Raw genomic sequence first — 21,509 nt, forward strand, 5'->3', positions numbered from 1 at the left:
AGCGTTCATCCTGAGCCAGGATCAAACTCTCCAATAAAGTTAGTTTGTCTAGCATCTAAAATAAAAATTGACGTTTCACGTTGTTTGTTTCGTTCAGTTTTCAAAGAACTAAAAGCGGGTGAAGAGAATCGAACTCTCGACCAGAGCTTGGAAGGCTCTTGTTTTACCACTAAACTACACCCGCGTGGTCGGGAAGACAGGATTTGAACCTGCGACCCCCTGGTCCCAAACCAGGTGCTCTACCAAGCTGAGCCACTTCCCGTAATTGGCGCGCCCGAGAGGAGTCGAACCCCTAACCTCTTGATCCGTAGTCAAACGCTCTATCCAATTGAGCTACGGGCGCTTATTCATGATGTTTTTCCGTCGTTGTAATTTGGCGACTCAATTATCTTATCATACTACATTTTCAAATGCAAGCACTTTTTTAAGATTTTTTTGATGCGGCCGAGAGGACTTGAACCTCCACGGGGTTTCCCCCACTAGGCCCTCAACCTAGCGCGTCTGCCGTTCCGCCACGACCGCGCGGAAAAAACAAAAGTGAGCCATGAAGGACTCGAACCTTCGACCCTCTGATTAAAAGTCAGATGCTCTACCAACTGAGCTAATGGCTCGTAAATGGCTGGGCTAGCTGGATTCGAACCAGCGCATGACGGAGTCAAAGTCCGTTGCCTTACCGCTTGGCTATAGCCCATCGAAATAATTATCTTCTTTTCAAAGACAAATGTTATTGTAACATAATGTCCAATAAAAAACAACTGCTATATAGCAGAAGTTAAAATGGCGGTCCCGACCGGGGTCGAACCGGCGATCTCCTGCGTGACAGGCAGGCATGTTAACCACTACACCACGGGACCATTTGGTTGCGGGGACAGGATTTGAACCTGCGACCTTCGGGTTATGAGCCCGACGAGCTACCGTGCTGCTCCACCCCGCGACAATACTATTCATATAAAATTATATGGTGGAGGATGACGGGATCGAACCGCCGACCCCCTGCTTGTAAGGCAGGTGCTCTCCCAGCTGAGCTAATCCTCCGAAGTGGTGACCCGTACGGGATTCGAACCCGTGTTACCGCCGTGAAAGGGCGGTGTCTTAACCACTTGACCAACGGGCCAATATGTATGGCAGAGAAGAAGGGATTCGAACCCTCGCACCGCGTTAGCGATCTACTCCCTTAGCAGGGGAGCCCCTTGAGCCACTTGGGTACTTCTCTGTATGGCTCCGCAGGTAGGACTCGAACCTACGACCGATCGGTTAACAGCCGATAGCTCTACCACTGAGCTACTGCGGAATAATGAAGACAATTTGTATCTTATAAAAATTCTCTCTGTAAGTCAAGAAGTTTTTAACAACATCTTGTTCAAACGTGACATGTTTATAATATACTGGATTGCGTTTTTACTGTCAAGATGTTTTCGATATCGGTTTGAGTTTCCCTTTACACTTTCCACAGACATATCTTTTTATATTTATTTGACGCCTTCTTACATATTGAAGTGAACACTCCATACATTCATACTTATAAATCTTTTTTTCCTTCTCTTCATTAATCATTCGTTTACAAAAACGTGGTGCATCAACTTTCTTTAACAACTCACGAAAATCCCTGTCCCTGTGCTTATACCCTCTTCCTGCAATATGTAAGTGATAATGACAAAGCTCATGTTTAATAATCCCGACTAACTCTTCTTCACCATACAATTCGTAATATCGATAATTCAGTTCGATATTATGACTCTTCAATAAATAACGCCCACCAGTTGTACGTAATCTATTATTAAACACCGCTTTATGTAAGAACGGCATCTCAAAGTATTGTAGTGACACTTCTTCCACTAGTCGCTGAATTTCTTGCTCATCCACTCTCATTCCTCCTAAACAAAAAAATATTTTTACACTTTTCTCCCTTCTTATACATATATTAAATAGTACATATACCCATCCTCATGTAAGAAGCGTGGTTTCTAAAAACAAAACATGAATAGAAATCCACTCACCAACCTCTCATCAATAGCATTTTAGATTTTTGAGAGCAGGATTAAACAAGGAGGGATTCCTATGCCTACGTGGCTAAAAAAACAAATGCAACGTGCATATTTCGAAAAAAACCGGTATCAAATTAAGTTATTAAATGAATGCTGGTTTTATTATAGCAAAATACATCAAAGCTCATAATCCATTACACTTTTTATTTCATAAAAAAAGAGCAGTTTCATCTGCTCTCTTCTCTTACTATTCAATCGGCAACATAGATAGTGCAACGCGTCCTTTTTTTGTATCAATATCATCTACCCATACTTTTACAATTTGCCCTACTGATACAACATCTAACGGATGCTTTACAAACTGTTTGCTAAGTTTAGAAATATGTACTAAACCATCTTGCTTTACACCAACATCAACAAAAGCACCAAAATCAACAACGTTACGAACTGTTCCTTCTAGTTCCATACCACGTTTTAAATCTTCTAATTTCAAAATCCCTTTTTTCAAAAGTGGTTTAGGCAACTCATCCCTCATATCTCGTTCAGGACTAATAAGCGCATCTATAATATCAACTAACGTCGGCTCCCCAACTCCTGTTTCTTGAGATAACTTAGAAATCTCTACTTCTTCCAATCTCTTTTGTAATTGCGGTTGTCCTACGTCATCTATCGATAACCCTAGACTCTTCAATAACAATTCAACATTTTTATATTGCTCTGGATGAATACCTGTTCGATCTAATGGATTCGCTCCTTCTAGTATACGTAAGAAACCTATACATTGTTCATAAGTCTTTGCACCTAAACGTGGGATTTTCTTTAATTCCGTGCGCTTCGTGAATTTCCCATCTTCTTCTCTCTTTGCTACAATATTTTTCGCAACAGTTTTCGATAAACCTGAAACATATTGTAACAATGCAACCGAAGCCGTATTTACATTAACCCCAACTTGGTTAACAGCTGTTTCTACTACAAATGTTAATGACTCATTCAGTCTCTTTTGAGATACATCATGTTGGTATTGTCCAACCCCAACTGATTTAGGATCAATTTTCACAAGTTCAGCAAGTGGATCTTGCAGACGTCTCCCAATAGAAACGGCACTTCTCTCTTCAACTTGTAAATTTGGGAATTCCTCACGGGCTAAATCAGAAGCTGAATATACACTAGCACCCGCTTCATTTACAATAATATAAAAGACATCTCGGTTCACACTTTGTAATACATCTACTATAAACTCTTCTGTTTCTCTAGATGCTGTCCCATTACCAATTGCAATCATTTCAACTTGATATTTATCTATAATAGAAAGAACTTTCGTTTTTGCATCATCATATTTACGAACAGGTGGATGCGGATAAATAACATCGATATGTAGTACTTTCCCCGTATCATCTACTACAGACAATTTACAACCAGTTCTATATGCCGGATCTACCGCTAGCACGACTTTCCCTTTCATCGGAGGTTGTAATAATAAGTTACGTAAGTTCTCAGAGAAAATATGTATTGCTTGTTCTTCAGCTGTTTCTGTTAATTCTTTACGAATCTCTCTTTCGATTGAAGATTGAATTAATCGTTTATAACCATCTTCAATCGCTAATTGTACATAATGTGCACTTTTCGAATCGTTATCACGAATTACTTTCTTATTTAAGAAGGTTACTATCTCATCTACTGGCGGAACAACAGCAACTCTCAATATATCTTCTTTCTCGCCACGATTCATTGCTAATACACGATGTGGTACTACTTTTTGCAATGGTTCTTCATAACTGTAATACATTTCATATATATTCTTTTCATCTTTTTCTTCATCTTTCACGGAAGAAGACATAACACCTTTTCTAAAAGTAACATTTCGAATCCAACTACGATACGCAGCTTCATCTGAAACCATTTCTGCAATAATGTCTTGTGCACCTTGTAAAGCTTCTTCTGCAGATTGCACTTCTTTCTCTACATTAATAAATTCCACTGCCTTTTTAGCCGGATCTTCTTTCTTATATAACAATAACCATTCAGCTAATGGTTCTAATCCTTTTTCTTTAGCAACTGTCGCTTTCGTTCTTCTTTTCTCTTTATATGGACGATATAGATCTTCTACTTCTTGCAACTTTGTAGCTTTAACAATTTGCTGTCGTAGCTCTTCTGTCAGTTTCCCCTTCTCATCAATAAGACGAAGAACTTCTTCCTTCCTATCTTCAAGTTGCATCATATATTGCCATCTCTCTAAAATCGTACGAATTTGCACCTCATCTAAAGAGCCTGTCCATTCTTTTCGGTAACGAGCAATAAATGGAACTGTGTTACCTTCTTCTGTTAATTGAATAACATGACGAACTTGCTTTTCGGTAAAGCCTAATTCTTTCACTAACATTTTCATTAACGCTTGTCGATTATCTACCATTTCCATATACAACCGTAACCTCCTCTATAATAAAAAAAGTTGCCCTTCAAAGAGAGCAACTTAAACTGCCGATTTAAAAATCTATTAGTCCTAAACTAATTTGTAGCGCTTCATCTACACGAATCATCATCACTTCATCTAAGTGAGTGATTTTGTCCGTTAAGCGCTGCTTATCGATTGTTCGAATCTGCTCAAGTAAAATAACAGAATCTCTCTCAAAACCGTACTTTTTCGCATCAATTTCCACATGAGTGGGTAATTTCGCTTTTTGAATCTGTGCAGTAATAGCCGCTACAATCACCGTTGGACTAAAACGATTTCCGATGTCATTTTGAATGACAAGAACCGGACGAACGCCTCCTTGCTCAGAACCAACAACTGGGGAAAGGTCTGCAAAATACACGTCGCCGCGTTTTACAATCAAAATATTACCCCCCGCTAACTAAGCGTTCTACTGTATGAGCTGCTTCATACTCTGCTAAGAAAGCTTCAGATGCAATACCAAGATTAATTTTTCCCATTTCAATGTACCCACGTCGCATTGATTCATGTTGGTAGCGTTTCTTCGTCTTATGTTGACGCAATAACAATTGTGTTGCCTGGCAAATTAGTTCATGGCGATTCTTATTCTCTTGTTTTCCAATTCCGTCCAATTCCGTTACCATTTGCTTTGGCAACCGAACCACGATTTCAGTAGTTACACTTGATTCGGACACAAAAATACACCTCCACCGTCAACTACACACCCAAATATATATATGACACCTATTGTAATAATACCATTGTATGGAGCCTGTTGCAAAGACTTCCTTATTCCTTGCTTATGTTTTCCAATTCACAAACAAAACATTCATCTTCTTAAATTTTTTATCTCATAACTAACTAAAAACAATAGAACTCCTCTTCAAAACTTACGTGCAACTTATATAAAAAATGATTATAAGTAAAAAGCTTCTCATCAAAAAGAGCTTATTATCCAGCAATGAACAGTCACTCCAATGACAAGAAGCAATCATACTACCTTCTATATATTGTTCAAGTAATTAATTATCTCTACAACCTTACCATTCCGTATAAATATTCTTGGCACACGGAAACTGATCGTTGCAATAATTTCATAATTAATAGTCCCTGAGTATTCCGCAACCTCTGTAGCGCTAATATACTCATCTCCTTGCCTTCCAATAAGCGTAACTTTCGTACCAAGTGGCACTTCACAAGGAAGATGAATCATGAACTGATCCATTGTTACTCGCCCTACAATCGGTACCCTTTTACCATTTATAAGCACTTCAAATCCTTGTAACCTCCTAAGCCACCCATCTGCATAGCCAATCGCTACAGTCGCAATCCATTCTTCAGTTTTCGTTCGGTAGGTGACGTTATAACTAATTCCATCACCTTTAATTACCTGTTTAATATGAGCGACTTTCGTATGAAGTGATAGCGCCGGTTCTAATTCAAATGGTAAAAAAGGACGTATTTCTACAGAAGGAGATAATCCATACATTGCAATCCCAATTCGCACTGCATTAAATGTAATCCCTTGAAAACGTAACGTCGCAGCACTATTAGCTGTATGAACAAACTTAGGATCCACTCCGAATTCTTTCAACCAACTTAACTGCTCTAAGAACGTGTTATATTGCTTATCAAAATACGAAGTCTCAACCTCATCTGCCGTTGCAAAATGCGTGTATACTCCTTCTAACTCTAAAAACGGTGCACCCTCTAAACTCTTTAAAAATTCTTTTAGCTCTTTTCTTTCACGTATTCCAATTCTCCCCATACCACTATCAAAGTTAATATGGAATTTCATTACAGATGAACCATCCCAAAGTTTAATTGCTTCGTCCACCCATTCTTTTTGAAAAACAGTTAGCGCTACATCATTTTCAGCAGCTACATTTACATCACGCGGCGGCGAGGGACCTAACACTAAAATCGGCTCAGTAATACCAGCCCTCCGAAGCACTAAAGCTTCATCTAAAAAAGCAACAGCTAACCTTGTTGCACCTGCTTCTAATGCCGTTTTAGCCACCGGTACATAATCGTGCCCATATGCGTTTGCTTTAACTACAGCAAAAATCTCTACATTACTTGGGATGAACTCTTTAATATGTGTAACGTTGTTATAAATGGCATCTAAATCCACTTCCACCCAAGTGTCACGGTAAAATGGTGCTTCTTCCATAAATACACTTCCTTATACACGATATGCGAAGCTTATTCTTTTATATGCTTCTTTTATGAAATCCACCTTCAAACTAAGAAAAGACGTGGTGCACATATATCACCACGTCTAAGAAGTTTACTTCACCTGCTTCGCTGTAACTGAACGAGCAACCATTAACAGCTCCTTCTGCTCTAAACCTTTAGACACGAGCATATATTCTACTCCGTTATGCGACCACGTTACAGAGTCTTTCGTTAATGCACCAATCGTAAATCCAAGATCAACTGGTTCTCCACTTACACTTACCGCTGATGATGCCTCTGCAACTTTTGCCTTTTCTTGTATTAAAGTAAAGGATTTCTTATTTCCAGTGTATGTGAGTATCGCACGCTTGCCACTGTCTGTCTTCAACTCTTTTTCATCTTGCAGAGTCATACCTTGTGGTGTATCAAGTGGATACAAAATAGCAAACGGTTTGTCTTCTTTCGCTGTTGTTTGAACATCTACCTGCGCTCTAGACATATTTTGTTTCGTATCAAATGCACCTTTATCAAATTTCGCATCGAATTTCACTTTAGAGAAATCTACTTTCACAAGAACATTTTGATCATTATCCATTAACTTCACTGAAACTGGAGTCAAGTCGCTCTTATTCAATGTAATCTCTTGTCTCGGCAACATATTTTGATGTTGATAGTTTGTTTTTGTTTTAAAAATATAATACTTATCTGTTTTCTCAAAAGTAAGGTTTTTCTTGTCCTGCAAAATATCTCTTACAAGTGATTCATATAAATAAGCCTGGCTACTATTTTGCGGCCAATCACTTTGAAAACGGAAGCTCTTATTAAGTGCTGGCGTTAATACAAATACACCTTCTTCATTTCTCAAAATAATTTGGCTCTGATCTTTTTTTGCATTTTTTAAATTCACACGATAAAAAGACGGTTCCTTATGCCAAATCTCTACGTTATACTCTTGAGGCTCATTGCCTGTTTTAATAGATAATTTTGCCTCAGCTTGATAACTTTTCATCCCTTTTACTTTTGATTCTAAATCTCTCACGACATCATCTTGCTTCTTTTCCATACAACCCGCCAACACAAAAACGGTCAACAAACCGACAAGAACTAAAAACAGACGCCTTTTCATCAATTCAGCCCCTTTGCCCCTATAAATGAATGGAAGATGTACCTTCCTTATCGCTACCTCAAATATATGAGACAAAGATATAAAATATGCAGACTAGCGTGACAAGCTTTCTAAAACAACTTGAGCAACAGCAAATTCCTTACTATGACTAATTGATAAATGAACAATATACTCTGTACTTGTAATCAGAATTGGCTTACCTCTTTCATCATTTTTCACTTCAATATCTAAAAAACTCACTTCTTTTCCGATACCAGTACCTACAGCTTTTGAATACGCCTCTTTCGCTGCAAACCTTCCAGCTACAAACTCTGTAAGGCGACTTCCTTTCAGCTCCATAGCAACATTACGTTCATTTTCCGTTAAAATACGTTCCATAAATTTAAGCTTTCCATCTAGCATTTTTTCAATACGATTTAATTCAATAATATCGATACCAATCCCTATAATCATTTCGAAATCCCCTTCTTCTATTTAACTTTCTTCTTTCATATTGATAAGAATAACAGAGAATCTTTCTGATGCAAAAGGGGTGATAGTAACCGTATGATAATAAGATCCACTCATATTTCTTTACAACCGACTATTCTTACCTTACTTCTTATTCATTTAGTCATGATGATATTAGGCGACTTTTTTCTCTTACCACTGGCAGCCTCTAATGAATATATCGCGAAAGGAGAATGGTGGCGTGTCATAACTTCTCTTCTCGTACACGTAGACTTACAACATTTTCTTTCTAATAGTATTTTTTTGTTTGCTCTTGGTTCTTCTATCGAAAAGCAACTCGGACACTTTTCTTTTTTTATTCTATTTTTTCTCTCTGGAATTTCTGGAAATATTTCTTCTTATATTATTATGCCGCTTGAATATATTCACGCAGGTGCATCAGGTGGTATTTTCGGACTATTAGGTGCACAGTTATTTTTATTGTACAATCGATACCGCTCTTCAAAACCAAAAGAAATTGCCATTTTCTCAATTATGATACTTCTATTACTACTATTTACTTTCTTTAACCCTTCTGCCAATCCGATCAGTCATTTAACAGGTTTAATAACCGGTGGCATTTTAACCCCTTTTTTAACAAAAAAAAACGATGGTGCAAAGCTTATTTAATATAAAAGCTTGCACCATCGATAATTTCTACATCTACTTGTTCACTTAAATCTCTCATTAATTGAAATAAAGACTCATCCTTCATCTTCGCCTCAATCATACAATCAATTTGCGGAACACTTCCCTTTATCCTTCTTAAAAAAGATAAAAATGCGTCTACATTAATATAATCTGCATGAGCTCTTGGATCTTTTCCCTCTCTAGGGCTAGAGATATGCATTTTAATCGGCAACAAAGACGTTTCCCACGTATGAACAACACGTGCCCAATCTTCATACCAATCTTCTTGCTCATTATTCATCATATGGTGATGCAAGTCAAATACGACGGGAATATCTAATTTTTCTCCTAAATATAATGTTTCCTCTAACGTAAAGGTTGTATCATCATTTTCTAATATAATCATTTCTTGAATACCCCTTGGGACATTCGACCAATTCTCTATAAAGCGCTCTAATGCAAGTTCTTTATCTTTATATCCTCCTCCAACATGCAGTACACATCGTTGCTTATGTTCAATCCCCATGCCTTTTAATAATTTTTTGTGCATCTGCAATGTTTTTACAGATTGTTTAAAAACACTCTCCTCAGGTGAATTTAGTACAACAAAATGATCTGGATGGAAATCAATTCTCATATTCATATGAACTGCATATTCACCTAGTTTTTTTAAATTTTCTTTTAACGGACGAATATAGTTCCACTCTAGCAATTCCTCATGATTCGCTAAAGGAATGAGCTTTGAACTGAGCCGAAAGAAAGATATGTCATGCCCTTTATTATGCTTTAATAAACGTAAACAATTTTCTAAATTGGAATTAGCAATTCTTTCAAGCTTACGAATTGCAGCATCACGATCATCTAATTTCTGAAACTGTGCATACGTCATCGTTTGAGATGGAGATGCATTCTTCAAATGTACACTCATCGCAACGTAACCAAGCCTTACAAGCATATAACAGCCCCTTTTCTATCATAACTATTATGTAGTATGCACAATTATAGAAATAAAAAAAAGAGAATGCCCGCAAAGGGCATTCTCTTTTTTTTATTAAGCTTGTGGACGGCTATGATGTTTTCTTTCGCCGCGTCCATTTGAAGAACCAGGGCGACCTTGGCCTTCACCTCTACGACCACGACTACCACCATCACGATTACGATCGCGGTTACCATCACGATTGCGATCACGGTTTCCGTCACGATTACGTCCATCACGGTTACGGTCACGATTACGTCCATCGCCACCGCCGCGTCCATCACGACTACGATTACGGTTACCATCACGGTATCCGCCTCCGTTACCGCCGCGTTTTTTAGAACCGCCGCCTCTTGAAACAACAGGTGGTTCTGATGTTAAAGCGATCGGAGTTGTATCCGGCTCTTTAGTCATCATTTTTAAAGCAGCAGCTACTACTGTTACAGAGTCATTTTCTTCTAACATTTCTTCTGCAATACGCTTGTAGTATGCTAAGTTTTCATTTTCAATTGTGCTTTGAAGCTTTTCAGCGATTAAACGTTGTTGACCTTCTAATGCCTCGTCAAGTGTCGGTGCATCCATACGGTCCATTTTACGTTTTGTTGTACGCTCGATATTTTTTAATTGTCCTGATTCACGTGGTGTTACAAATAGCATTGCAATACCTTTTTTACCTGCACGACCAGTACGACCGATACGGTGAACGTATGATTCTGGATCTTGTGGAATATCGAAGTTATATACGTGCGTTACGCCTGAAATATCAAGACCACGCGCAGCAACGTCTGTTGCAACAAGAACTTCAATAGAACCTTCTTTAAATTTACGTAATACAGACATACGTTTCGCCTGAGTTAAATCACCGTGAATACCTTCTGCAGCATAACCACGTAAGTTTAATGCTTCTGATAATTCATCAACACGACGCTTTGTACGACCAAATACGATTGCAAGCTCTGGAGATTGAATATCTAATAAGCGTGTTAACACGTCAAACTTTTTCTTTTCTTGCACTTCTAAATAGAACTGCTGAATGTTTGGCATTGTTACTTCTTTTGCTTTTACTTTAATGTGTTGAGGCTCAGTCATGAAACGCTCAGCAATACGGCGGATTGGATCCGGCATTGTCGCTGAGAATAGTAATGTTTGATGTGTTTCTGGCACATCTGTTAAAATTGCTTCAATGTCTTCAATGAAGCCCATGTTTAACATTTCATCCGCTTCGTCAAGAACAACTGTCTCTACGTTTTGCAGACGAAGTGTTTTACGGTTAATATGATCTAAAATACGACCCGGCGTACCAACAATAATGTGTGGGTGTTTTTTTAGAGCACGAATTTGGCGGTTAATATCTTGACCACCATAAATCGGTAAAATACGAACGCGTTTATGCTTACCAATTTTGTATAATTCTTCTCCAACTTGAATTGCTAATTCACGCGTTGGCGCGATAACAATACCTTGAACCGATTCTTTATGTGTATCCACTTTATCTAATAGTGGTAATCCGAATGCTGCTGTTTTCCCTGTACCTGTTTGCGCTTGCCCAATAATATCTTTACCTTGCAATGCATGTGGAATTGTTTCAGCTTGAATTGGTGTAGCCTCTTCAAAGCCCATACTTTCAACAGATTGCAGTAAAGAATCACTTAATCCTAATTCTCGAAATGTTGTCAATGTTACTTCTCCTTTTCTATCCTATACTTATCATTTAAAAAAAGGCGTTTTCCGAATTTGCGGAAAAGCCCTTTTCCTGAATGCTCACGTATATAAACGGGCGTATATTCTTCACGAAAATACTTCTAAACGTTATTACACTTTATCAATTATAAGTTTTGTATGTGTAAAAAGCAAACCCAACTGTTACCTTATTTTCATATTCAGAGTTTTTTTCTTCACTTTTATTTTTTTATATTTACTGTAAGCGCTTATTATAAGTTTCTTCTATTTTCGTAACTATCATCCCTATTTATATACACCAATTATTTCAACATCGTAATTACTTCTTCTAATTTCATACCGCGAGATGCTTTTATTAATACAACATCTTTCACATCGACTACTGCTTGTAAATCTTTTACTAACTCTTCTTTATTATCATACGCCTTTACACGTTCATTAGGGAAATTAATTTTTGCTCCTTCAGCAATTTGAGCCCCTAATCTACCGTATGTGAATACATGTGAGATTTTTGCTGGATCGATTAATTTTCCTACCTCATAATGGAACTGTACTTCTTGATCTCCAAGTTCTAACATATCACCGAGCACAACGATTTTTTTAGCAAAACCATCTAAACCATTCATTAAATGGAATGCTGCTTCCATAGCCGTCGGGCTTGCATTATAAGCATCGTTGATAATTGTTAAACCACTATTTGTTTTCACAATTTCCATACGCATGCCCGTCATTTGAAGTGTTACTAAACCTTCTTTCATCTCTTCCCACGTTACACCAAAATGTTTCGCAATTGCCATTGAAGCAAGTGTATTATACACATTATGTTTTCCTAACACCGGTAAGTAGAATGAAATATTTTCATCTCTATTCATTTTGAAATGTGTCCCAGTTGCTTGTAATGTTACAGTCGTTGGATAATAATCGTTTGCTCTTGCATCACCAAACGTAACCGTTTCTGCTGCTAAATTCATTCCAGGAACACGATTCGTTAATAAAGGCTCATCTCCGTTATATACGAACACGCCACCTTCTTGTAATCCTGTAACAATTTCTAATTTCGCTTCAGCAATTGCCTCACGAGATCCTAAATCCATTAAATGTGCCTCACCAATATTTGTAATGATAGCTGCATTAGGACGAGCTAACTTAGATAAGAATTCAATTTCGCCTCGGCTTGACATACCCATCTCTAATACTGCTACTTCTGTATTTTCTTCTAAGTTTAAAATGGTAAGAGGTAATCCGATATGGTTATTGAAGTTCCCTTCTGTTTTTTGCACTTTGAATTTAGTCGCAAGAAGACTTGTTACAATATCTTTCGTAGATGTTTTACCGTTACTACCCGTTACACCTACAACTTTAACATCCAATTGATCGCGATAGTTTTTCGCTAACATTTGCAATGCCGATAGCGTGTCTTCTACAAAAATAACCGGAAGATTCTCAGGTGGATTCGCTACATCTTTCATCCATAATGTAGCCACAGCTCCATTTTCAACAGCTTTATCTACAAAAGCATGTCCATCGAAGCGCTCCCCTTGAATCGGAACATACAAGTTTCCTTTTTCAATTTTTCTCGTATCAATAGACACGCCTTGAATAGTAATTCCCTCATATTGCTCTGCTAATTCAGTACCATTTACCATCTGTTCCACTTGCTTTAACATTCGCTTTATCATATATAAACGCTCCTTACATAGAGGAAGCACTATTCCTATGAATAGTGCTTCCTCCTTTTTTGTTAGATTGTATATTTAATTTTTTGTTTTTCTTCGTGACGTTCAATCGCTAAACGAATTAGCTCTTCGATTAATTCTGGATACGGTAACCCAGTATGTTGCCATAATAGAGGGAACATACTGAACGGTGTAAATCCTGGCATTGTGTTTACTTCGTTAATATACACTTCTCCATCTTTCGTTAAGAAGAAATCAGCTCGCGTTAAACCTGCACCGTCTAATGATTGGAATGCAATAATCGCATCACGCTTAATTACATTAGATTCTTCTTCTGTCATTTCAGCTGGAATAATTAGCGCCGTATTACCATCGATATATTTCGACTTATAATCATAGAAGTCCTTTTTCGGAACGATTTCACCTACAACTGAACATTTCGGCTCATCATTACCTAGTACCCCAACTTCTACTTCACGACCTACAATATTTTCTTCTACAATAATTTTGCGATCAAATTGGAATGCCTCTACAAATGCATCCTCAAGTTCTTCACGATTTTTACACTTATTAATACCAACACTTGAACCAAGGTTCGCTGGTTTTACGAAGCAAGGATATCCTAACTTATCTTCTACTTTAGAATAAGCTTCCTCACGATTTTTTTCCCATGCACTACGAATGAAGGATGCATATTTTGCTTGTTTTAAACCAGCCTCTGCAAAGATGTTTTTCATAACAACTTTATCCATACCAGCAGATGATGCTAGAACACCATTTCCTACATAAGGGATATTCATTAATTCTAATAGTCCTTGAACCGTTCCATCTTCACCGTTTGGTCCATGTAGTAATGGGAAAATAACGTCAATAGCGTTCTCCTCAGAAGCTGCAGATGGGATAATTTCTGTACTTAATGATAACGGAGAAATCGCATTTTCTGCACCGCTCATTTTTAAAGCTTCAACATCTGTTACTTCGCCTTCAATACGCTCACCACGTACCCATTGACCTTGTTCTGTAATATAAATTGGATGAATCTCGAATTTATCTTGATTTAACGCTTTAATAGCAGCAAGAGCCGTCTGTAGCGAAACTTGATGCTCAGCTGATTTTCCACCATATAATAAACCTAATTTAATTTTCGTCAATGAAATCACCCTAACCAATTGTTTTCATTTTTCTATTTTAGCACTTTTTATAAAAATAGGTAGTTCCTATTTGAAATAAAATGTAACTTCCATAAATAATTAAATAACATCACTTATTGGTTTTTCATTTCATTTTCTATATAGCTACACAAAATAAAATGGCAATCTAATCTAGTTATGTACCTAAAATATGTAGAAATCCCCTTTTTTGTGTATGTCATCTATTCACTAAGAAGATTGTTTGGTTAGTGTGTCTTTTTGCCTTTGCTCAACAAGGCGATCTAAAGAAACATATACAATACCTGCAACTACACATCCTACAGCTAAAATTGTAAATAGAAAGTGACCAAGTAATCGATCTAATAAAAAACCGCCCAAAAGTGGACCAAATGCGCTTCCTGTAATCCACTGCAAACTTGCAGCTCCCATATAAGTCCCTCTCAAATGCTCAGGGGCCAAATTTGCTACAAATGTCATCTGTACAGGCGACATAATCATTTCACCTAACGTATATAAAGCATAAACGAACAGTAGTGTTATTAAAATAATTGTAGCATTTGTATTAAATTCTCCAAACCACTTCGGTAACCACCCTATAAAAAATAATCCAATCCCGAATAAACATGCACCATATAACATCGTCTTCCCGACCGGTTTATCCGTAGCCCATTTTGAAATTTGAAACTGGAATAAAACAACTAATAGTCCGTTTAACGCCATTAAATATGGATATGGATTGTTCGTTCCAAAAATACGCTTCATTTCATTATCAAAATGTAGTGGCAACATGCCTTCCGTTTGAGAAAACCCCATCGAAATGATAATACCTGCTAATAAGTAAATCATTAATGCCTTATCTCGCATTACAATTTTCCAAACTGCCCCAGATTCCTTTTCTTTATGTTCTTCCTTATCTGTCCTCTTTGGCATCGTCTCTTGAATAAGAAGTAATACAAGTAACGCATAAAATAGCATTGTAGAAGAGGCAATAATAAACACAAGGTTCTTTGACAACACAACTACTGATGCTCCCATTATCGGACCAATCGCAGCACCTATATTGTGTCCCATTCGTAATAAACCATATGCCTCTGTTCTTTTTTCTGGTGCCGTTACATCCGCGACCATAGCTGATGCAGCTGGGTGAAATAAAGAATTACTCAACCCTAAAAAAATAGATAAAATTGCATATGGAATAAACCCTTCTATAAATAGAAAACCGAGCATTAATAATGCATTACTTGCCATAGAAAATATCATAATAGGCTTTCTTCCATATATGTCAGCAATTCTCCCTCCTATAAGTGATCCAAAACTTGCAGCAATTGGAGAAAGCGCCATAATAACCCCAACTTCCAACAACGAATCTACCTTATCTTTTAAATATAATGCAAAAAAAGGCATTAACATCATCATTGCAATTCCATTTAACGTCTCTCCAATAAATCGAATCCATACGTTACGGTCCATCTCCCTTAACTCACGCCACGTATTTTTCATCATTTCACCCCTTTAGTTAGCCAACAATTATCTTATAATAAGTTCAGAAAAATGTAAATTTTCAAATAAAAAAATCCATTCTAACAGAATTAGAATGGATTTTTTCGCTTATAAATTTGCAACATCTTCTTCTTTTTTACTATTATTTAAAGCACTATGTTTTCGGCTATATAAGAAGTAAACCGCTATACCAATAACCATCCATATCCCAAAACTAATCCATGCTGTCCCCGATAATTGAAGCATTAAGTATAAACAGAAGATCACTGTTAATGCTGGTAAAAATGGTACAAGCGGAGCCTTAAATGCCCTTGGTAAGTCTGGATGTGTTCTTCTCATTACGATTACCGCAACAGCTACGAGTGCAAATGCTGACAATGTCCCCATATTTACAAGATGTGCTAAAACATTTAAATCTATTAATCCTGAAATCAGTGCCGCAATAATTCCCGTTGTCCATGTATTTAAAAATGGCGTTTTAAATTTCGGATGAACTTTAGCAAGACGCTTCGGCAGTAAACCATCTCGGCTCATCGCATAAGAAACACGAACTTGCCCATACATCATAACTAGCATTACTGTTGTAATTCCTGTAATTGCTCCTACTGAAATTACCCCCGCTAAACCATCTTGTCCAATAAATTGAAGTGCAAAAGCAACTGGATCTGATATATTTAGCTGTCCGTACGGAACAATTCCTGTCAAAATAAGCGAAACAACGATATAAAGAACTGTACAAATTAATAACGATGCAATAATACCAATTGGTAAATCACGTTGCGGACGTTTCACTTCTTCTGCCGCTGTTGAAACTGCATCAAATCCTATAAATGCGAAGAATACTGTAGCCGCTCCAGCCATTACACCATCTAAACCAAATGGCATAAAAGGCGTCCAGTTTTCAGGTTTCACATAATTAAAACCAGCAAAGATAAAAATAAGAACAACTGCTATTTTAATAAATACCATAATGTTATTTACTCGTGCACTTTCACGAACACCCCTAGATAAAAGAACTGTCATCACTAAAATAATTAGAACTGCAGGTAGATCAATTATTCCACCCTTACCTGTACCAGGAGCCGAGGAGAGAATAGTCGGAATATGAATTCCAAACCCCTTTAATAAAGATTGAAAATATGCAGACCAACCGTTCGCTACAGCAGATGTAGCAAGTAAATATTCCAGCATTAAGTCCCAGCCAATTAAAAATGCGAATACTTCCCCCATCGTCGCGTATGTATACGTATACACACTGCCCGAGACAGGAACTGAAGAAGCAAATTCAGCATAACAAAATGCAGCAAAGGCACAAGCTAGAGCGGCAATCGCAAATGATAATATAATAGCTGGCCCAGAATGTTTCGCTGCCACAACACCCGTTAGAACAAAAATACCAGTTCCAACAATTGCTCCGATTCCAAGCATAGTTAAATCTAGCGCGCCCAATGTTCTTGCTAACGTTTTTTGCTTACTTTCTTGCATTAACTTTGCAATTGGCTTCTTTTGAAAAATTTGCTTCATCTTTCACTCCTCCAAGTTTTAAATTTTCTGAAAATTTTTAATTCGCTTTTTTATTTTACTCATTACGCTTTTCCTAGTCAATACTTTTGTCGAAACAAGTAGAAATTCTTCTGAATATGCACAATCCTTATTATTCTTTCTATATATCTTTCCATTATTTTTTTGGTATTATTATACATGTCGATTCCGTGAAAAAGGCATGCCCCCTTATTGAGAGCATGCCTTTTTTACTTATTTCACAGTATATGAACCTTGTTCAATCCAGCTATACATATACTTTTCATCTTCTGTTTCATGTGCTTGTTTTACAATACGAAGCGGACGGAATGTGTCTATCATAACAGCTAATTCAAGCGTCTCTTTCTTCCCTATACTTGCCTCTGTTTTCCCCGGATGCGGTCCATGGGGAATCCCGCTCGGATGAAGTGTAATAGAACCTTCTTCCACACCTTTGCGACTCATAAAGTTTCCTTCTACATAGTAAAGAACTTCATCACTATTAACATTACTATGATAATATGGTGCCGGAATTGACTCTGGATGATAATCGTATAAACGTGGTACGAAAGAGCAAATAACAAAATTATGTCCTTCAAATGTTTGATGTACTGGCGGTGGCTGATGAATGCGCCCTGTAATTGGTTCAAAATCCTCTACATTAAATACCCACGGATATAAATAGCCATCCCATCCCACAACATCTAACGGGTGGTGTCCTAAAACATGTTTATGCATATAGCCTCTTGATTTTGTCATTACGACAAACTCGCCTTTTTCATCATATGTCTCTAATTTTTCTGGACCACGAAGATCTCTTTCACAAAACGGACTATGCTCTAACAATTGTCCGTATTCATTTCGATAACGACGCGGCGTTGTAATTTGGCTATTCGCCTCTACAACAAGAAACTTAGTCTCTCCTTCATCTGGAATAACACGATAAATCGTTCCAATTGGAATCGTTACATAGTCGCCTTTTCTATAGTGAATCGTTCCAAACATCGTTTCAATTTTCCCTGTTCCATAATGAACAAATAACATTTCGTCGCCATCACCATTACGATAGAAATAATCCATTTTTTCTGTTGGACTCACTACTCCAATTAATAAATCTTCATTTCCAAGTATGAAATTCCGTCCACTTATTGCATCACCACTTTTTTTACTTTCTTTCGTTCGAAAGTGGCGATGAGAAAGAGCAACATCCTCTTCATACTGCAACTGACAAGAATGCGATAATGCAGAATGACCTACTTCTGTCGGCATATAATGATGATACAAAATAGACTGCGTACCAGAAAAACCTTTTGTTCCCATTACCTGTTCACGATAAAGCGATCCATCTTTTTTACGAAATTGTACATGTCGTTTATGAGGTAGTTCTCCCATGTGACGATAAAACATGCCCATCACCCGCTTCCTTTTCTTTTTTGATCGTATTACGTAGTGTACCTAAACCAGTAATCGACAGTTCTACAACATCTCCATCTTGTAGCCACTCTTCTGTACCCAGTTCTAAAATACATCCTGTTCCTACTGTCCCAGAACCAATCACATCTCCTGGATATAACGTAACGTCCTCTGAAGCACGTTCAATCATTTCAGCAAATGTATAGTAAATATCTTGGAAGTTTCCTTTTGATAATAGTTTTCCATTTACATGAGCAGTCATTTCTAAATTATATCGATCACCATTACGATAAACGTCTAATTCCTCTTTCGTAACAAGATGTGCTCCTAAAGAAGTTGCAAAGTCTTTTCCTTTCGCTGGACCGAGACCTACTTTCATTTCTGTTGCTTGTAAGTCTCTCGCACTCCAGTCGTTCATAATACAATAACCAAAAATATATTCCTCTGCTTGCTCACGAGAAATATTTCGCCCTTCTCTTCCTATTACGCAAGCAATCTCCAACTCATAATCAAGCTTTTTAGACTTTTTCGGACCAATTACAAAATCACTGGAACCAATTACAGCACGATGATTAGTAAAATAAAAAACCGGAATATCATACCATTCAGGCACAACATCTAATCCTCTTCGTCCGCGAGCTGTTTTTACATGTTGTTCAAATGCGTAAAAATCTCGAATACTACTCGGATTAGGAAGAGCAGCTGTCAATTGTACTTCTTCTAAAGCATATATACCCTTATTTGGATTCTTAATATTCCGCACTACTTCTACATACTCATCCGCTTTCTCTAAAAAAGCAATCATAGAAGAAGGGATTTTCCCTTCACTAGCAAGATTCATATCTATTACTTTGTCACCTTCAAGCCATCCAGCCCGTAGTTCTTTTGAAGGAAGACGAAATGTAACAAATTTCATCCTGATTCCTCCTTATAAAAATGAAATTTCCACCAGCAAAGGGACTTTTGCTGGTGGATACAAATCTTATAAGTTTCCGCGACGCTCTTGTTCTCTTTCAATTGATTCGAATAACGCTTTAAAGTTTCCTTCACCAAATCCACGAGAACCTTTACGTTGAATGATTTCAATAAATAAAGTCGGGCGATCTACAATTGGTTTCGTAAAGATTTGTAGTAAGTAACCTTCATCATCACGATCTACTAAAATCTTTAATTCTTTTAACTTATCAATTTCTTCATCGATTTTTCCAACTCGTGCAGTTAACTCATCATAATAAGTATCAGGTGTATCTAAAAACTCCACCCCATTTGCACGAAGCGCTTCAACTGTTTTAACAATATCACTTGTTAATAAAGCAAGATGTTGTACACCAGCTCCATTATAGAATTCTAGATACTCTTGAATTTGTGACTTTCTCTTTCCATCTGCTGGTTCGTTAATAGGAAACTTAATACGACTTCCATTCGTCATAACTTTCGACATTAACGCCGAATACTCTGTACTAATATCGTCATCATCAAAATGAATCATTTGTTTAAAGCCCATAACATTCTCGTAATAACTAACCCACTCTTCCATTTTTTCAACATTACCAACTACATGATCAACAGCAATTAAACCAGACTCTTCAAATGGAATATTAAATTCTACCTTTTGGAATCCTGGCATAAATGCCCCTTTATAATTTTTACGCTCTACAAGCGTATGAATTGTATCACCATACGTACCAATAACTGCTTTTTTCAATGTACCGTCCTCATCTGTTAATTCCTGCGGTGGAGCAATTGCGACGGCACCACGTTTCACTGCTTCTGAGTATGCTTTATCAACATCATCAACAAGTAGTGCCACATCCTTCACGCCATCACCATGAGTCTTTACAAACTCTGCAATACGATTTTCACTACTTAAAGCTCCAGACACAACGAAACGCATATTTTTTTGCACAAGAACATAAGATACCTTTTCACGGTTTCCAGTTTCTAATCCAGAGTAAGCCACAATTTTGAATCCGAACGCTCTCGCAAGATAATAACTCGATTGCTTTGCATTCCCTACGTAAAATTCCAAATGATCTACATCACGTACTGGAAAAAAGTCCTCCATTTGTGCAGCTAGCGTATCCATAGATTTTTGTTTCATAATATCTTCATCCCCCTGTAAATAGATTAAATGGTCCATACTTAAAACCAACCGAAAACGCTTCCAACGTTAATTAATAGAAATTAGTTAGCAAGCTAACAAATTCTGACCTTTAAAATTTTCTATCTTTTCTGTCAAATTCCTCTTTTTTTCTTACATATAAAATTCGACTTTTTTCTCTTTGAAATAAAGCGGGATTTTATTCAGTGGATTTTTGATTATTCGTTGAATCAAGTTTCAACCGCAACGTTTAATTAGCCATGCATGCTGGATAATGAGGTAACTTTAATACTTGAGGGGATATAAGAAGAATATAAAAAAGACTCCAACATATTAACTACTTACTAATACGTTAGAGTCTTTATTTTTTTTGAATGATTGTATTTATATATCTCATACTAATACATTTGCAAGGAATAGAATAAATGATGTTAATATTACCGCTCCCCCTAAGGATCCTAATAAATCTGTTTTTGTTACTTGAAACACTTGTTCACTGTTCATATCCCTCATTCTCCTTCCTTTTTTGTTTGATTTAAAACTTCTATTATACTAATACGCTTGATAGAAATACGATTAATGCTGTTAATACTACCGCTCCACTTGCTGATCCTACGAAATCACCTTTTGTTACTTGTAATACTTGCTCTTT

20 protein-coding genes and 12 tRNA genes are annotated in these 21,509 nt (G+C 37.1%); 2 read left to right on the top strand and 30 right to left on the bottom strand.

The genetic code is table 11. From position 1 onward, the window contains the following. Window positions 1–113: 113 nt before the first annotated feature. From ACUN13_RS30855 to ACUN13_RS30915, 13 genes are all read right to left on the bottom strand, one after another. Window positions 114–184 (bottom strand) — tRNA-Gly (locus ACUN13_RS30855). Between the two features lies 1 nt (window position 185). Next, window positions 186–262, bottom strand: a tRNA-Pro gene (locus tag ACUN13_RS30860). 4 nt (window positions 263–266) lie between these two features. After that, window positions 267–343: transfer RNA gene (locus ACUN13_RS30865), tRNA-Arg, on the bottom strand. A 96-nt stretch (window positions 344–439) separates the two neighbouring features. Then, window positions 440–522: transfer RNA gene (locus tag ACUN13_RS30870), tRNA-Leu, on the bottom strand. Window positions 523–538: 16 nt separating this feature from the next. Beyond that, window positions 539–611, bottom strand: a tRNA-Lys gene (locus tag ACUN13_RS30875). A gap of 5 nt (window positions 612–616) precedes the next feature. Then, window positions 617–691 (bottom strand) — tRNA-Gln (locus tag ACUN13_RS30880). An 87-nt stretch (window positions 692–778) separates the two neighbouring features. Further along, window positions 779–854 (bottom strand) — tRNA-Asp (locus tag ACUN13_RS30885). A 3-nt stretch (window positions 855–857) separates the two neighbouring features. Continuing rightward, window positions 858–934 (bottom strand) — tRNA-Met (locus ACUN13_RS30890). Window positions 935–959: 25 nt separating this feature from the next. Further along, window positions 960–1,035: transfer RNA gene (locus ACUN13_RS30895), tRNA-Val, on the bottom strand. A gap of 4 nt (window positions 1,036–1,039) precedes the next feature. Beyond that, window positions 1,040–1,114: transfer RNA gene (locus ACUN13_RS30900), tRNA-Glu, on the bottom strand. Between the two features lie 8 nt (window positions 1,115–1,122). Further along, a tRNA-Ser gene (locus ACUN13_RS30905) sits at window positions 1,123–1,213 on the bottom strand. Window positions 1,214–1,216: 3 nt separating this feature from the next. Continuing rightward, window positions 1,217–1,291, bottom strand: a tRNA-Asn gene (locus tag ACUN13_RS30910). Window positions 1,292–1,404: 113 nt separating this feature from the next. After that, window positions 1,405–1,863, bottom strand: coding sequence for a SprT family protein (locus tag ACUN13_RS30915; protein ID WP_000344234.1), 459 nt, complete (start codon window positions 1,861–1,863; stop codon window positions 1,405–1,407). Window positions 1,864–2,058: 195 nt separating this feature from the next. Between ACUN13_RS30915 and cmpA the strand changes: the two genes are divergently transcribed. Beyond that, window positions 2,059–2,175, top strand: coding sequence for a cortex morphogenetic protein CmpA (gene cmpA, locus ACUN13_RS30920; RefSeq protein WP_001143642.1), 117 nt, complete (start codon window positions 2,059–2,061; stop codon window positions 2,173–2,175). A gap of 57 nt (window positions 2,176–2,232) precedes the next feature. On the opposite strand, the gene ACUN13_RS30925 is transcribed toward cmpA, so the two are convergent. The 6 genes from ACUN13_RS30925 to acpS all read right to left on the bottom strand — a co-directional run bounded on the left by ACUN13_RS30925 (window position 2,233) and on the right by acpS (window position 8,173). Beyond that, window positions 2,233–4,401 carry a Tex family protein gene (locus ACUN13_RS30925; RefSeq protein WP_000426242.1) on the bottom strand — a complete coding sequence of 723 codons (2,169 nt, stop codon included), beginning with the start codon at window positions 4,399–4,401 and terminating at the stop codon, window positions 2,233–2,235. Between the two features lie 67 nt (window positions 4,402–4,468). Further along, window positions 4,469–4,819 carry a type II toxin-antitoxin system endoribonuclease NdoA gene (gene ndoA, locus ACUN13_RS30930; RefSeq protein WP_000635963.1) on the bottom strand — a complete coding sequence of 117 codons (351 nt, stop codon included), beginning with the start codon at window positions 4,817–4,819 and terminating at the stop codon, window positions 4,469–4,471. Window positions 4,820–4,823: 4 nt separating this feature from the next. Further along, entirely contained in the window at window positions 4,824–5,111 is a 288-nt protein-coding gene (locus tag ACUN13_RS30935; protein WP_000004570.1) for an antitoxin EndoAI, read from the bottom strand. 308 nt (window positions 5,112–5,419) lie between these two features. Continuing rightward, window positions 5,420–6,589: an alanine racemase gene (alr, locus tag ACUN13_RS30940; RefSeq protein ID WP_000390615.1), complete on the bottom strand. Its 1,170-nt coding sequence runs from the start codon at window positions 6,587–6,589 to the stop codon at window positions 5,420–5,422. A gap of 117 nt (window positions 6,590–6,706) precedes the next feature. Next, window positions 6,707–7,657: a LolA family protein gene (locus tag ACUN13_RS30945; RefSeq protein WP_001998927.1), complete on the bottom strand. Its 951-nt coding sequence runs from the start codon at window positions 7,655–7,657 to the stop codon at window positions 6,707–6,709. A gap of 156 nt (window positions 7,658–7,813) precedes the next feature. Next, window positions 7,814–8,173, bottom strand: a complete 360-nt coding sequence (acpS, locus tag ACUN13_RS30950) for a holo-ACP synthase (RefSeq protein WP_000583416.1) — start codon at window positions 8,171–8,173, stop codon at window positions 7,814–7,816. Between the two features lie 93 nt (window positions 8,174–8,266). On the opposite strand from acpS, the gene ACUN13_RS30955 reads away from it, so the two are divergent. Beyond that, entirely contained in the window at window positions 8,267–8,839 is a 573-nt protein-coding gene (locus ACUN13_RS30955; protein ID WP_000586917.1) for a rhomboid family intramembrane serine protease, read from the top strand. On the opposite strand, the gene uvsE is transcribed toward ACUN13_RS30955, so the two are convergent. The 11 genes from uvsE to ACUN13_RS31010 form a co-directional block, all read right to left on the bottom strand. Beyond that, on the bottom strand, window positions 8,832–9,794 hold the full coding sequence (gene uvsE / locus ACUN13_RS30960) for a UV DNA damage repair endonuclease UvsE (protein WP_000961166.1): 963 nt from the start codon (window positions 9,792–9,794) through the stop codon (window positions 8,832–8,834). The two genes, ACUN13_RS30955 and uvsE, sit on opposite strands and share 8 nt — an antisense overlap. 96 nt (window positions 9,795–9,890) lie before the next feature. Continuing rightward, the gene (locus ACUN13_RS30965; protein WP_000206592.1) at window positions 9,891–11,492 is read right to left on the bottom strand and encodes a DEAD/DEAH box helicase; all 1,602 of its coding nucleotides are present in this window, start codon (window positions 11,490–11,492) and stop codon (window positions 9,891–9,893) included. Window positions 11,493–11,797: 305 nt separating this feature from the next. Further along, window positions 11,798–13,174 carry a UDP-N-acetylmuramoyl-tripeptide--D-alanyl-D-alanine ligase gene (gene murF / locus ACUN13_RS30970; RefSeq protein WP_000595957.1) on the bottom strand — a complete coding sequence of 459 codons (1,377 nt, stop codon included), beginning with the start codon at window positions 13,172–13,174 and terminating at the stop codon, window positions 11,798–11,800. A gap of 62 nt (window positions 13,175–13,236) precedes the next feature. After that, a complete protein-coding gene (locus ACUN13_RS30975; RefSeq protein ID WP_445424175.1) occupies window positions 13,237–14,322 on the bottom strand; it encodes a D-alanine--D-alanine ligase in 1,086 nt (361 codons plus the stop codon). Window positions 14,323–14,550: 228 nt separating this feature from the next. Beyond that, on the bottom strand, window positions 14,551–15,822 hold the full coding sequence (locus tag ACUN13_RS30980; protein ID WP_000799721.1) for an MDR family MFS transporter: 1,272 nt from the start codon (window positions 15,820–15,822) through the stop codon (window positions 14,551–14,553). 108 nt (window positions 15,823–15,930) lie between these two features. After that, window positions 15,931–17,346: an amino acid permease gene (locus ACUN13_RS30985; RefSeq protein WP_000809361.1), complete on the bottom strand. Its 1,416-nt coding sequence runs from the start codon at window positions 17,344–17,346 to the stop codon at window positions 15,931–15,933. 231 nt (window positions 17,347–17,577) lie between these two features. Beyond that, a complete protein-coding gene (locus ACUN13_RS30990; protein WP_013141710.1) occupies window positions 17,578–18,750 on the bottom strand; it encodes a homogentisate 1,2-dioxygenase in 1,173 nt (390 codons plus the stop codon). Further along, on the bottom strand, window positions 18,716–19,672 hold the full coding sequence (locus tag ACUN13_RS30995; RefSeq protein WP_000674004.1) for a fumarylacetoacetate hydrolase family protein: 957 nt from the start codon (window positions 19,670–19,672) through the stop codon (window positions 18,716–18,718). Before ACUN13_RS30995 ends, ACUN13_RS30990 begins: the two co-directional genes overlap by 35 nt. A gap of 66 nt (window positions 19,673–19,738) precedes the next feature. After that, complete coding sequence (hppD, locus tag ACUN13_RS31000) at window positions 19,739–20,857, bottom strand: 4-hydroxyphenylpyruvate dioxygenase (RefSeq protein ID WP_000810922.1); 1,119 nt, start codon at window positions 20,855–20,857, stop codon at window positions 19,739–19,741. A gap of 393 nt (window positions 20,858–21,250) precedes the next feature. Next, a complete protein-coding gene (locus ACUN13_RS31005) occupies window positions 21,251–21,361 on the bottom strand; it encodes a DUF3948 family protein (protein WP_001083690.1) in 111 nt (36 codons plus the stop codon). 43 nt (window positions 21,362–21,404) lie between these two features. Continuing rightward, window positions 21,405–21,509, bottom strand: a 105-nt coding sequence (locus ACUN13_RS31010) for a DUF3948 family protein (protein ID WP_000575050.1), incomplete at its 5' end; no start/stop codon positions are given.

The organism is Bacillus cereus group sp. Bce041, assembly GCF_052646455.1.

Excerpts from the sequence above, each read along its gene's own strand:
- cmpA (WP_001143642.1), top strand. The coding sequence starts at position 2,059 with ATGCCTACGTGGCTAAAAAAACAAATGCAACGTGCATATTTCGAAAAA.
- ACUN13_RS30925 (WP_000426242.1), bottom strand. The coding sequence starts at position 4,401 with ATGGAAATGGTAGATAATCGACAAGCGTTAATGAAAATGTTAGTGAAA.
- alr (WP_000390615.1), bottom strand. The coding sequence starts at position 6,589 with ATGGAAGAAGCACCATTTTACCGTGACACTTGGGTGGAAGTGGATTTA.
- ACUN13_RS30945 (WP_001998927.1), bottom strand. The coding sequence starts at position 7,657 with ATGGAAAAGAAGCAAGATGATGTCGTGAGAGATTTAGAATCAAAAGTA.
- acpS (WP_000583416.1), bottom strand. The coding sequence starts at position 8,173 with ATGATTATAGGGATTGGTATCGATATTATTGAATTAAATCGTATTGAA.
- ACUN13_RS30955 (WP_000586917.1), top strand. The coding sequence starts at position 8,267 with ATGATAATAAGATCCACTCATATTTCTTTACAACCGACTATTCTTACC.
- uvsE (WP_000961166.1), bottom strand. The coding sequence starts at position 9,794 with ATGCTTGTAAGGCTTGGTTACGTTGCGATGAGTGTACATTTGAAGAAT.
- murF (WP_000595957.1), bottom strand. The coding sequence starts at position 13,174 with ATGATAAAGCGAATGTTAAAGCAAGTGGAACAGATGGTAAATGGTACT.
- ACUN13_RS30980 (WP_000799721.1), bottom strand. The coding sequence starts at position 15,822 with ATGAAAAATACGTGGCGTGAGTTAAGGGAGATGGACCGTAACGTATGG.
- ACUN13_RS30985 (WP_000809361.1), bottom strand. The coding sequence starts at position 17,346 with ATGAAGCAAATTTTTCAAAAGAAGCCAATTGCAAAGTTAATGCAAGAA.
- ACUN13_RS30990 (WP_013141710.1), bottom strand. The coding sequence starts at position 18,750 with ATGTTTTATCGTCACATGGGAGAACTACCTCATAAACGACATGTACAA.
- ACUN13_RS30995 (WP_000674004.1), bottom strand. The coding sequence starts at position 19,672 with ATGAAATTTGTTACATTTCGTCTTCCTTCAAAAGAACTACGGGCTGGA.
- hppD (WP_000810922.1), bottom strand. The coding sequence starts at position 20,857 with ATGAAACAAAAATCTATGGATACGCTAGCTGCACAAATGGAGGACTTT.
- ACUN13_RS31005 (WP_001083690.1), bottom strand. The coding sequence starts at position 21,361 with ATGAACAGTGAACAAGTGTTTCAAGTAACAAAAACAGATTTATTAGGA.